The sequence below is a fragment of the Photorhabdus cinerea genome (assembly GCF_011189575.1).
GTDB lineage: Bacteria > Pseudomonadota > Gammaproteobacteria > Enterobacterales > Enterobacteriaceae > Photorhabdus > Photorhabdus cinerea.
This window is the reverse complement of the sequence record NZ_PUJW01000002.1, coordinates 186,587-199,299: the sequence shown is the minus strand read 5'-3', so window position 1 is coordinate 199,299 and position 12,713 is coordinate 186,587. Positions and strand designations below refer to the sequence as shown.

At 41.1% G+C, this 12,713-nt stretch carries 13 protein-coding genes and 1 pseudogene; 1 reads left to right on the top strand and 13 read right to left on the bottom strand.

Annotated features, from left to right (window positions below):
* Positions 1–59: 59 nt before the first annotated feature.
* Positions 60–1,226, top strand: a complete 1,167-nt coding sequence (locus tag C5469_RS03070) for a cupin domain-containing protein (RefSeq protein WP_166302171.1) — start codon at positions 60–62, stop codon at positions 1,224–1,226.
* A gap of 170 nt (positions 1,227–1,396) precedes the next feature.
* On the opposite strand, the gene bcmE is transcribed toward C5469_RS03070, so the two are convergent.
* The 13 genes and pseudogenes from bcmE to C5469_RS03000 form a co-directional block, all read right to left on the bottom strand.
* Positions 1,397–2,632 carry a thiamine pyridinylase gene (gene bcmE, locus C5469_RS03065; protein WP_166302168.1) on the bottom strand — a complete coding sequence of 412 codons (1,236 nt, stop codon included), beginning with the start codon at positions 2,630–2,632 and terminating at the stop codon, positions 1,397–1,399.
* 26 nt (positions 2,633–2,658) lie between these two features.
* Positions 2,659–3,615 carry a DMT family transporter gene (locus C5469_RS03060; RefSeq protein WP_166302165.1) on the bottom strand — a complete coding sequence of 319 codons (957 nt, stop codon included), beginning with the start codon at positions 3,613–3,615 and terminating at the stop codon, positions 2,659–2,661.
* 78 nt (positions 3,616–3,693) lie between these two features.
* Positions 3,694–4,413 (bottom strand): class I SAM-dependent methyltransferase, encoded by a 720-nt coding sequence (locus tag C5469_RS03055; protein WP_166302162.1) that lies wholly within the window; start codon positions 4,411–4,413, stop codon positions 3,694–3,696.
* 56 nt (positions 4,414–4,469) lie between these two features.
* Positions 4,470–5,435: a thymidylate synthase gene (locus C5469_RS03050; RefSeq protein WP_166302159.1), complete on the bottom strand. Its 966-nt coding sequence runs from the start codon at positions 5,433–5,435 to the stop codon at positions 4,470–4,472.
* Complete coding sequence (locus C5469_RS03045) at positions 5,422–5,889, bottom strand: nucleoside 2-deoxyribosyltransferase (protein WP_166302156.1); 468 nt, start codon at positions 5,887–5,889, stop codon at positions 5,422–5,424. The genes C5469_RS03050 and C5469_RS03045 overlap by 14 nt, the downstream gene beginning before the upstream one ends.
* Positions 5,890–5,911: 22 nt before the next feature.
* Positions 5,912–6,367 carry an NUDIX hydrolase gene (locus C5469_RS03040; protein WP_166302154.1) on the bottom strand — a complete coding sequence of 152 codons (456 nt, stop codon included), beginning with the start codon at positions 6,365–6,367 and terminating at the stop codon, positions 5,912–5,914.
* A 49-nt stretch (positions 6,368–6,416) separates the two neighbouring features.
* A complete protein-coding gene (locus C5469_RS03035) occupies positions 6,417–7,400 on the bottom strand; it encodes a HesA/MoeB/ThiF family protein (RefSeq protein WP_166302151.1) in 984 nt (327 codons plus the stop codon).
* Positions 7,401–7,485: 85 nt separating this feature from the next.
* Complete coding sequence (locus C5469_RS03030) at positions 7,486–8,259, bottom strand: thiazole synthase (protein WP_166302148.1); 774 nt, start codon at positions 8,257–8,259, stop codon at positions 7,486–7,488.
* 1 nt (position 8,260) lies between these two features.
* Positions 8,261–8,458, bottom strand: a complete 198-nt coding sequence (gene thiS, locus C5469_RS03025) for a sulfur carrier protein ThiS (protein ID WP_166302145.1) — start codon at positions 8,456–8,458, stop codon at positions 8,261–8,263.
* The gene (locus C5469_RS03020; protein ID WP_166302143.1) at positions 8,442–9,440 is read right to left on the bottom strand and encodes an FAD-dependent oxidoreductase; all 999 of its coding nucleotides are present in this window, start codon (positions 9,438–9,440) and stop codon (positions 8,442–8,444) included. The genes thiS and C5469_RS03020 overlap by 17 nt, the downstream gene beginning before the upstream one ends.
* 878 nt (positions 9,441–10,318) lie before the next feature.
* Complete coding sequence (locus tag C5469_RS03010; RefSeq protein WP_242689379.1) at positions 10,319–11,227, bottom strand: pepsin/retropepsin-like aspartic protease family protein; 909 nt, start codon at positions 11,225–11,227, stop codon at positions 10,319–10,321.
* Positions 11,208–11,951, bottom strand: a pseudogene (locus C5469_RS03005) (ATP-binding cassette domain-containing protein); the annotation flags it as partial. The gene C5469_RS03010 and the pseudogene C5469_RS03005, both read right to left, overlap by 20 nt.
* Complete coding sequence (locus C5469_RS03000; protein WP_207628674.1) at positions 11,929–12,678, bottom strand: HlyD family secretion protein; 750 nt, start codon at positions 12,676–12,678, stop codon at positions 11,929–11,931. The pseudogene C5469_RS03005 and the gene C5469_RS03000, both read right to left, overlap by 23 nt.
* Positions 12,679–12,713: the final 35 nt, after the last annotated feature.

Genomic DNA, 12,713 nt, shown 5'->3' with positions numbered 1-12,713 from the left:
AAACGAATATATATCAGCTTGCAACTACGCTTACTGGTACTATTTTTGGAGGCCCAAATATGTTCTCGCGTCGTGATCTCTTGAAGGTATCTGCAATTAGTGCAGCTGCCGCTGGCATGGGCGGTATGATTAAATCCGCTGGCGCTGATAATCAACCCAATACTGTCACATCTGGCAAAAATAAACCGCCAATAAAGACCAAAAGTTTGTATAAATATAAATTCACAGATAGCAAAAAACGGGTATTGGAAAATGGATGGGCACGGGAAGCCACGGTAGAACAATTCCCGATATCAGAAGGTATTGCCGGGGTTGATATGTTACTTGAACCGGGTGGTATCCGTGAACTGCATTGGCACGCTATTGCCGCCGAATGGGCCTATATGCTTGAAGGTCATGCACGTATTACCATTATTGATCCGGAGGGCAAATGTGAAGTCGCTGATTTTGGCCCCGGCGATGTATGGTATTTTCCTACAGGTCATAGTCATTCCATTCAAGCACTTGAAGATGGCGCGCATTTTATTTTGACTTTCGATAACGGGCATTTCTCAGAATTTGGCACATTCAGCATCACTGATTGGATAACGCATATGCCGAAAGAGGTGCTGGAGAAAAGTGTCAACATGCCGGCAGCGGTTTTTTCTAAAATCAAACCCGGTGAAGCTTACATCGTCGGTGGCGCTATACCGCCAAAACTTCCCCTACCGGCTGACGACGGAGGATTGAACAATGCCCCACTCACCCATCGTTATGAACTCTTGAAGAACAAGCCCTTCTTCGAGAACGACGCAGGCAGTATTTACCGGGCATCATCAAAGGAATTTCCCATTTCGACAACTATCACCGGTCTCATAGAAATCATCAAACCTGGCGCAATCCGTGAGTTACATTGGCATCCGAATGCCAACGAGTGGCAATACTACATTTCAGGCAAAGGGCGTATGACCGTGTTTAGTTCTCATGGACACGCACAAACCGCAAAATATGGGCCAACTGACGTCGGTTACGTGCCACAGGGATTTGGTCACTATATCGAAAATATTGGCAATGATGATCTTAAAGTCCTTGTTGTGCTAGATAACGGCATCTACCAAGATATCTCACTCTCTGATTGGTTAGCTAAAACTCCGTCTTATCTGCTGGCGGATAACTTCAATAATCAGCCTTCCGATTGGGCGGATCGTCCCAAGAATAAGCTCGTTATATCACGCTATCGGACTTGAGATTTACACCGTGTTGTCTTGCCGGGCGGGATCTAACTCATTTTATTTGATTGGTTTGGTTATAAAAAAACCAAATGAAGCTTAAAAATACAAAGTGGAATCCTGCCCTGCTCAACCTCAACTAACATATGTTAAAAATGTCAGTCGAGGTTTAAAAATCACAGATTAAACTACGGTGAAACCTCGCATGAAAAGTCAGTTTTAATCGCTGATTGAAGACTTGCTTTTATTTCGCTTATCCAGGTCTTACTTTGCTCATTCATGGTCAAAAGTACTGGAGAACTGTTTTCAACAAGCATTTGCATCTTGTTATAAATTGGGTATTTATTTCCCAATTCAACAAAGATTGATTTTCGAACCGGCATTAGATATTGCGGGTTTGATTTGGGTCCCGACAAAGCGCCCGGAACAGGGATCGAGCTTGAAACCATATAATCTTTTGATGCCATAACATTCGCTAGCTCTTTGACCTTTGAGATCTCCTCAGCACTCCTATTTTGCTTCGGATAAACGCCGACAATATCAGCGTAAAAGAGAGGGTTGCTTTCAGTATTATTCGATAATGGCATCACTTTGAAATCGATATTATCCAGGGTTGTACTACTTATAACTGTCATTGATTCAGTGAAACCCACAAACGCTCTACCATAACCTGCTTCAAACCATACACCATGCTGGTAACTAGCAGCTTTCTTAGTGGAATTATCATAGCTAGACATTTCCATAATGGATCTTAAATTTGCAATTGCGTCAGCATTAAACTCCGCTGGACTGAATGGCAGATTCTTCGGTATCTGGTTATAGAGACTATAGACTGCCTGCAAGTACAAAGCATTTATTATTGAACCACTCATATCTATCATTAACCCCGTCTTCTTTGGTGGAATCTGGCCTGTATATTGGCAGGAACTTAAAGCAGTTTTTAGTTGGGTTAATGTCTGAGCTATACGCAATTCAATATCACTAGCGTGATAAAACAACATGTGAGTACATCCCAATTGAGGAATTCCCCAATATGATTCCGTATCTACAACTTTGACGCCATCCATTGCATAATCAAATAAATCCTCAAAATCATCAATATCCGATTTTTCGAGAGGCAACAACCAACCATTATTAGCGAGATAATTCATGTGAATTGCATCAAATACATAAACATCTAATTGATCTGATGGGTCTGTGTTGTAACCTCCATCCCAAACTTCTTTAGCTACAAAAATAAGGTTGTCATCTGGATATCTTTGTTTCCAAACTTTAGTCAGTTCAGTCTGAAACTGCTCTACGCGAGGTACCCAAGGGTACAAACCGACATGAATATCTTGAGCAAATGCCGACCCAATTACCAAGATCGAAGCAAACCAAGATACGATGAGATACTTAACTTGTCTGAACCTTAAAATATTCACATCTATCCCCTTACCACTGGAGGTGATTAGTCTTTTGGGTAATGCAATTTGGTTTTTATAAATTTCATCAAAAATGACCAACTTACCGATAGAACGACCAATGTCATTCCCAAAAAGTGATAGCTACTGAATGGCTCTGATAGTATGAAAACGGCCATAAGAGCTGTTGCCGCCGGACCAAATGCCCCCATCACCGCAACCTGATTAGTTCCAATGCAGTTAATGGCTTCACTCAAGATAAAAGAAGGGGCAACAGTACAAGCTATTGCGATCGTCAAAGAAAGTAACAAGATTTGTAGGGTTAGAGTTATGTCTTTCCATTCCTCCTCTGCTAGAAAATGTATAAATACACATACGCTCGCTGCACCCATCGCAATGCTAGTGAACATAGTGCCTGGCATTTTGGACATAAGGCGTTTACTAAAGACCATGTAACAAGCAAAGGCCAACGCCCCCCCTATGGCATACGCTGATCCAAACAATACATTGTAGGTATCTCCGAAGTTGAACTCATACGATAAGAGCAGGATGATGCCGCTATAGCTCAAGAAAAGCGTCAGCCACATCTCTTTTTTGAATGTTTCCTTAAACAAAAACCAGTTTATAAAACAAACAAATATTGGATAAGTAAACGAAACCAAACCGGAAAGTTGTGCGCTTATATAATTCAGACTTTTCAGATCAAAGAAGCTTGATAAGTAGTAACCAACGACCCCAACCAAACAACACAAGTGCCAGTTAGACTTAATGGAATGCGCCTGTTTGGGCGTGAGTTTTGTATAAATTCTTATTCCAATAAAGACGTAAATTGGCAATACAAAGAACATCCTGAGCGCCATAACACTGATGCTATCAATGCCATTTTTGTACATTATTTTTACAAGAATGCCTTTAAGCGAATATAGGCAGGTTGCCATCACTGCCAGCAATAAACCGAAGACATATCGGTTGGATTTCAGTCCACTTAAACTCACTAATGCCATCTTAAATTACCTTCGAAACTAATCATGTGGAATCCCTCACTGATATTTTTGTAACAAGTAAGGAATTCCATGAGGCATCTAGAATTTAGTCGCTTTGAACATTGCGAACGGTGGGTAATATCGTAGACTTTCAGTATCCTTTGAAGTGTCAGCGTCACAATGCTCAAAAAGTTCAATAGTTTTGAATCCGGCTTCGCTTAAGATTTTATAATATGTATCTTTATGCCAATGCGTATCTGAAATCTTAAAAATACTTCCATCTGGCAGATCTAAATACACTGACTTGCTGTCTCCATCACTGTATTTCTTATTTGGATCACCGCTCATAAAAGAACTGAACTTAATCCCAGAGGAATCCGGATTGGTATCCAATACGTAAAAAATGCCGCCAGGTTTTAATGTCCTATAAACTTCCCTGGCAATTTTTAAAAGATCAGACTTTTTACTGTTATTGATGAACACGTAACAGCATATAGCTGCATCGAAAGTATTATCATTGAAGTTAAGGACACCCTCTCTGATTTGATGATAAGAACTATTGCCACGATTGATGTTGCTGGAAGCTTTGTCCACCATGGTTTGTGAGATATCGACTCCCGTTACCATCTTTATGTCTCTGGCAATTAGCCGACGTGACACTTTCCCGCTACCACAACCGTAATCAAGAACCGATATATTTTGCCCTAGGCTCTCCTTAAGGTTTTCAATCAATGGTGTGTACCCAAGTCTCTCCTCCAAATAATCATCATATTGATCGAATAATCTTGATACATCTTCATTCATCCAGTTAGTATTCATTTGTCATCTCATATTATCAGATTAGTATAGTAATAACCAAAAAGACTAAATTTTACCTATTTCAGCCTGTTCAATAAAAAAGACTTATGGAATGGATGGACGTTTTCAATCAGCATATCAGGCACGCTCTCCCCACTTCGGAGATAAGTGTTCACTTTAAAGAGACGGAGAATTTCTATCCAATACTCGTCTAGTGGAAGCTGATTTATATCGCTCAAAGACAATTCAGAGCGCCGAATTTTCTTCTCATATTCCAAGACCTTGGATACCACTGAAAAATCTGATTTAGGCATTACAGGCGGTGAACATACTGGCTCAAATGTTTCAAGTGGATAATCTAATATGCCTTGGACTTTCTCTTGATTAGGCTGGTATACGTGAATCGAGCCCACGTTATGGGTATATTGACCCACTTCACACCCAAGCATTGATGCTATGAACTCTTGAATGAAAGTGAATGAAAAAATATCGCCTAACATACCCACATATACATCGTTAGCCCGCATGTATGCAACCATGTGTAGTTTTCCTTCACGCAAGAGCAATTGCAGCCCTAAAGTGCATGAAACGTCTATATTAGTTTTATAAATATCTTCGTCCGCACTGAATATTTGAAGGAATACTCTCTTACTATCAGCGTCGTCATTTTTGATAATGTCGACAGCTCTGGCAATTTGGTTCAGGTCGTCAGATCCGAAATGCAATAATTTCTTGCCATAGCCAGTACCCGGCAGAGTTACCCCATCTGCTGAGTACTTGGTCATAGACGGGGCATACCAAGATATAAAATCAAGATCATTCTTTCCTGAGAGATACCATAAGGCTTCTGCATAGTTGAAAATGACATTTTGCTTTCTGACGGGATGAAAACAATATCTCGATAATGGGTTCGTCAATTTACAACTAAAACCAAGAACCTCACGTTCGGAATTCCCTCGTGGTCTATTTTCAAATTCATAGTTATTATTAACCAGATCAAGTGTCGCGATATACAATTGATCAAATGTATCAAAGCGATTCATGAACACCCTCGAATTCTTCGATTAATATCTCTATTTGGGCGATATCAACACCGGCTTCCTTGCTGTAACGCAACGTTTTAACTGAAGTGATTTCACCCAGCCCCTGGACTAAAAAAGCGTATTCTTCGTTCTCTTCAAGCAAAAGCACCACTGGCTTTTTCATAGCGGACGCCCACCCCATTTCAATATGCGTACCGGGCGAAGCAGGGACTCCAGGGAAAGATACAAAATAGTCACACTGACTAATTTCTTCGTAATCAATAAGTGTGCATTGAGAAGGCGTCATAAACTCACGCCCCCATTTTTCACGCTTATGAGCACAGTGCACAGACCATTCTCTCTCTTCAAAGTATTCGATGATGCTTTGGAATTGATCGATATTTTTGTGTGACATTACATGACGTTCAGGATCGACTAATGCTTTAAACGGTCCAGCAAGAAACATCTTTTTCATATATAAAGACCTTATTCAAACGTTAATTAGTTCGCGCTCTGATAATGGCTTCAGCTTCCCGAACCACTGTTGCAACATGCTCAATTAATGTTTCTGATTGGCTATAAATATCGTTGAAACTCATCCAACGGCATTCCAGTGCATCGTCTCCAGCAACAGGCACTCCCGATAGATAACTACAGAGAAGTGGTACTAAAATGAAGTGATGGTGGACGCCTTCACTATCAAATTCATTTACCTCTACTACAGTAAGCGTTGTTTCTACTGTCGCGACTAATTGCGTTTCTTCTTTGAGCTCTCGTAAAGCACCATCGTTTAGGCTTTCACCAGGCAATACTGATCCGCCAGGAAAACCCCAACCAAACCGCTGAGGCTGCTTATTCCTCTTAACCAATAAGATTTTGTCGTTATGATATACAATGGCTAACGTAGCAACTTTAGGCTCAGATAGCGCTTTTTGGCCTTCATTTGCTCTCATAATCAAACTCACCTCTATGACTGATATGATTAAATTTAAGATTTCATCCTTATCTAACTTCAAGGCTTGCCATAGCCATGAGTGCGACTTCTCCATCCCAATAATTGCGAAGGTTTCTCGCTGCATTCCACGCACGTAAGCCGGTCCTACACGCTAAAACCACCCTCTGCCCTGACTCTGGAATGAAGTTTCCATCACAGAACGCATCAACCGACATCCTTAACGCATCAGGGTGAACCGGGTTAGGAGCTTCATTTTCACCTCGAAGATCGATTATCAAATCCCTGGAAGTTAGTGATGACATTGATATGAAATGGAATGTGGCTGATTTTGGCTCTTCCGCATTATCAAAGCGAAAACTTGAAAATGAATACGTATCCAAATCAGCAGTTACCATTTGCCCTAAAGGTGATGGAGATAAGAGCAGTAAAGTCCCAAGCGTCATTTGCGCCTGCAAAACACCTATCATTGCGACTACAGGGCCTAAGACTCCCATCGTGGCACAAGTAGCCGTATTATTTGGAATTTCAGGGAAAACGGCTCTGAAAGAAGGCGCGGATGAGCAAAATCCTCCTACATAACCTTTAAGACCAAGTACGGATGCAGAGATAAGCGGCTTTCCTAGCAGCGAACAAACATCTGACAACATGTAGCTAACTGCGTAGCTATCAGCACAGTCTAAAACGACATCGGCATTACTCACCAATAAACGGGAATTGTCTGGATGCAGTGTCGTGGCATATGGCAGCACTTCGACTTCAGGGTTAAGTTTCTCTAGAACTATCTTTGCAGCATCAACTTTCGCCAGGCCGACCAAACTTTCGTTGTAGATAGGTTGTCGATGCAGGTTAGTCATTTCCACAACATCGGGATCAACTACAACCAAGGTGCCAACCCCAGCCCCGCACAAGTATTGAAGTGCTGGTGAGCCAAGGCCACCAGCTCCAACAACTAAGACCTTAGCGTTAGAAATCTTTGCTTGCCCGCGTTCCCCTACTTGCTGTAGCACTTGCTGCCTATCATAGCGATTCAATACGTTGCCCTCTTGTTATAGCGAGCCATTCTTTCACTCGACTTACCGTTGCCGGATCAGCATTTTGGATAAAATGGATCTAGTTTCATACCAAATAAGCCTTACCGAATACAGGCGTAGAAGGTTCAGCCATATCTCTCTTTTCAATTGGCTTAGCCAAATAACAAAGTCGACCGGCATCAATTGCATTAGCAAACGCCTGAGCCATCATTATTGGGTCACCCGCACGCGCCACAGCGGTATTTAGCAAGATCATGTCATAACCCAATTCCATTGCCGCCGCCGCATGAGAAGGCAAGCCTATTCCTGCGTCAATGACCAAAGGAATATCAGGGAAATGGGCGCGGAGAGTTCTTAAACCATAGATGTTATTTAATCCTCGGCCAGAACCGATCGGAGCACCCCAAGGCATAAGGATTTCACAGCCTACTTGTAGCAACTTCTCTGCTACTGAGAGATCTTCAGTGCAATATGGAAAGACTTTAAAGCCATCAGCACATAAAATCTTTGCTGCCTCAGCAAGGCCGTAGACATCAGGCTGCAAAGTGTCTGCGTTAGCAATAACTTCTAACTTGATCCAATCTGTGCCAAAAATCTCTCTTGCCATATGCGCAGTCGTTACAGCCTCTTTTACGGTATGGCAACCCGCAGTGTTAGGGAGCACCTGGACATTCAATTCTTTAATTAATGACCAGAAACTTTGCCCAGCCTGATTTTTCCCTGACTCTCTACGAAGAGATACCGTGACAATCTCTACTTTGGAGGCTTTAACGGCTTCTGACAAAATTGCGGGCGATGGATATTGAGACGTCCCAAGCATCATATGGCTGTACAGTTCTGTATCGTATACTTTTAGCACATTAGCCTCCTTGCATTGGCACCAAAACTTCAATCTTGTCTGCACTTTTTATTTCAAATTCATCTCGCTTTTGTACACTCACAAAATCACCATTTACGGCGGTTACCAGAACCCTATTTACATAGCCAAGCTCTTTAAGAATTTGTCCTAACCTGGAACCTGAAACAGTGACTTCCAGACCATTAACTAAAATATTCATCGATTGACTCCGGTATATTAGATCCTTCAAAAACAGCTTTTGCCGCCATTTGTGCCATTGAAGGAGACAATAAAAATCCATGACGGTAGAGACCATTCACACAAAGAATCTCGCCTTTCCAATAAACACGTGGGAGGTTATCTGGGAATGTCGGTCTTGCATCGACACCTATTTCTACAATCTCAGCTTCATTAAAACTTGGATGAAGGGCGAATGTTGACCCAAGCAGTTCGAATATAGATCGCGCAGAAATTCGTTCACGTTCCTCATTCTCAATCATGGTGGCACCAACCATGTAGTCACCATTACCACGCGGAACCAAATACAAAGGTATTCTTGGATGCAATAATCGAATGGATCTGTTGATCTTTATGTCATTACTGTGAATCAAGAGCATTTCACCTTTGACCCCGCGTAATGTTTTTGATACGTCGCGAGCTTCCAACCCCCGACAATCGACAACTAAATCGGTCCCTCTCACCTCACTTGCGTTGGCTTCGTTGTTGAACACAAATTCGACGCCCAATCTCTCCAATTTTTCAGATAACTGAGTGATTGCTTTACGAGGGTTTAAGAAAGCCTCGTCTTTAAAAAAGAGCCCCTTATGAAAGCGATCGGCAAGGTCTGGCTCAAGTTCTGCAATTTGGTCTGAATAAACGTTTTCGTAATTTTCAGTTTTATTAGCAAAAGTCTTCAATTCAGAAATATCACGTCCTAAAGCAAGTACAAGGGTGCCTAACGAGGTAAGCGTGTCGGTATGATTCGCCCACCAATCGATAGCACGTTGCCCTAAGTTAACGATAGAAGGCTCCGCACTTTCACCTTCACACCATGGCGCCAGCATTCCACCTGCCCACCAAGAGCACGCCTTAGCGCCTATCTTAGATCCTCGCTCAAGAATTCGAACATTCCCCCCTCTTGCAATGAACTCTGCCGCACAAGTAAGCCCCGCAACACCAGCCCCTATGATTGTAATGTGCATAGCGTCTCACTCCACTTATTAAAAGTGATGAACTGAGCCATGACCGGAACCTATTCTCAACGTATTAGATTCTAAGATGGCTTGATGTTCATTATCACCTCAACTCAGCTCAATCTATTCGCCATAAGTGCGGCGATCACCGCTGAAAGAATGCATCCCGTACCATACATATTCCTGGTATCGATTCTTATTGCAAAGAGATTTATCGTTGGCTATTCAGGTAAAATAAACCATCGTAATATCCTTAAAGTTCCAATTTCGATCAAGAAGCACCTCTTTAATTCTAATTTTGCAGGGCTTCTGAAAAAAACATAATTGAATTAAATAAATAGGCTTAACAGTATCTAAAATAATAATTTAGCTGTTATCAATACCTACATCATATTTAGCAATATTGTTTTTTTATTTAAATTTATCACGATCCTCCGGAACCAAAATTCAATATCAAAATGACACAAATACACCCATGTGTATATGGGTATTATCTATATATTGAGTTCAGTCACAGTATTCATTTCTATCGCAGGAGGTTTTTTTGTATATAGTTAATTAACTTGAAGATGTAAGATTCAAGTTAATTGGGTATATTGTTTTTCTTAAAAATAGTTTTTAAGAAAAACAATAACTGTTCATTCGCATAATAGGTGCAAATAACTTTACCTATACTATAAAATAACTCGTTTGGTTATAAGCTCAAAAAACACACTTGGATTCTGTTGAGTTCTATTGATAACGAAGTATTGAAAGGATAAAACTATCAAAGAACAGTGCTTGATTGTTTGTAATAAAAAGTGGAACCCGGCCCTGTAATTGGGGCCGATTTAGGGAGATGTTGTTACGATTCAATTTTTCCGAGCCACGAACATCCCCCTTTATCCCTACGAGTTCTCTTTAATGAATAATCTCTTACCAGGGAAGTCGATTAATACTGCGTATTTATTAAAGAAATTATTCCCGATTAATCCATCAGTATTTAACTGATTAAATTCCCCATCAACCAATACCGAATTCAACTTGATTCCCTTAGCGCCTATTTCGTCAAGTTGAAACGTCGATGCAATGCACCCTTCATTGTCCATCTCTTTAACCACAGCCTGGCAGGAAATGTTAGCTGGAGGAGACTTCAACCTTTCTTTCCAAAAAATCGAAACCGATGCGCCAGTATCCAATACCATGTTGTAGTTCTTAAAGTTTTGTGAGACTTTGACAGCAATGCCTTCTTTAGTCAGTTTCAGCGGTAATTTTATCCAACCATTATCCACATTGACTCCCAACGCTTGTAAATGATCGGAAACTGATAATTTCCGGTTTTTATAATCAATAAGAACAACCTTTCCCTTGAATAAATCAAGGCCAATTACCATCGAAGAAGGAAGGTGATTATCTCCAATTAATGTCATCCCCCATGGTGTTAATGAAACCCCTGTCACATCCTTAAACATCATCCCGTTTATCGAAAGCTGTGGAATGTTAAATTTGTCATTTAAAAAAATCTTACCCGTAAGGTCAGTAGAACGCGCTTTTTCAGGTTCGATAACTAAGCCGGAAATTTTCGACATAAGGTTTTTAGATAAATGGAGACCTATAGTTGACCCCGTATCGATCATAAGATTTTGAGTTTTCCCATCAATTTCAAGATTTGCTATCGGTAGAGAAAATTCATCAAATTGAAAATTTATATGCATGACTTTTCCAGAGGCCATAGAGTTTGTGACAAACAATGACATCATGGAAGAAAAAGCAACAAATGCCGTCACCTTGATATGTTTACTTAGAGAAAAATGCATGGGGGTTCTCCACTTCTGCGTTCATACTGAGATCAAAAACCCTATCCGCCATTGCAATCATTGTCGGACGATGGGCTACAAATACCCTAGTAATCTTTAGCTCTCGTATTGAGTCATTAATTTTTGCCTCGTTATCGATATCCAGATCACTCGTTGCTTCATCAAGAAATAATATCTTTGGACGTTTGTACAATGCTCTGGCAAGGGAAATACGCTGCCGTTGTCCACCTGACAGAGCACTGCCCATGTCTCCAACCATTGTTTCATATTTCATTGGCATCTCTTCTATTTCAGTGTGAATCGAAGCAAGACGAGCACACTCATATACCCATTCATGATCAGGCTTAACGTCGAATGAACTAATGTTATCCAATAGAGATCCCGCAAATAATCTGTCCTCTTGTAAGACACAAGCAATATGGCTACGGTAGGCCCCAAGCCCTAATCTCCGGACATCAACTCCGTCTAAATAAATAAAGCCACTTTCTGGCGATATTAATCCACCGATTGTCTTAAGCAGTGTCGATTTGCCACAACCTGACGGCCCGACTATAGCAATACTTTCACCCGCTTTGATAGACAGAAAAACATTCTCAAATATAGCGGGTTCGCCATCGCCATAACGATAACTCAGGCTTTTAATTTCAATGCTTCCTGAAATTGTTTCAGGACACGATAGAACAGCATCCCCTTCATTATGTTCAGGTTCGGCTAAAGCCACTTCTACTCGCTAATTCTTGGGACGAGCGAATTCTTTTGCCAACTAATCCAGTAATTCCCGTTAACTTACCGTCGATTGGAGACGTTATATAGAGTTCCCTTCTTTCTTCCGTAGAGACTAAGTCTTGATCTAACCGTGCAATATCTCGACGTAACGTTTCACGTGAGGTTTCACGTCCAATGTAGATTGTCGCCAACCTCGCCCTGATATCGAGAGATTCACCCTGCAACTTAACCTTTTCTCGTTTGTAAGCCGCCAGTTGAACAGAAGCGGTATAATAATCAGAACGGCGTTCTATATGATCTATTTCAAGTGCTATTCCTTTCCCAACTAATTTATTGAAAAGCTGAGCTTTGTCAAATAGCCACGCGACTTGTTCAGTTGATTTTGTGATCAGGTTGTCTAATTCTTGAATTTCCGCTTCCTTATTCTTTAGACGCTGGGCAAGAAAATCACTTTCTTGATCAGACGCCTCTGATTTCAGCATGATCTCTCGTTCAATCGCCGTCTTCTGTAACTTTAAGGCAGAAGTAATTTCATGACTTGTACACCCATATTCGGTTTGAGTTTCCATGTTAACGATGAAAATAACATCTCCAGCGCGAACTTCTTTCCCTTCAACAGCAAAACTACGAACAATGGTTCCATTACCCGCTGCTTCTATTCTCGCAACCGCAGGCTCGTAAATAATTTCCCCCATTAGACGAACCTTCTGTGTGTAAGTGCTCATTATCATGAACACAACAAGGCTGACAATAATAACAA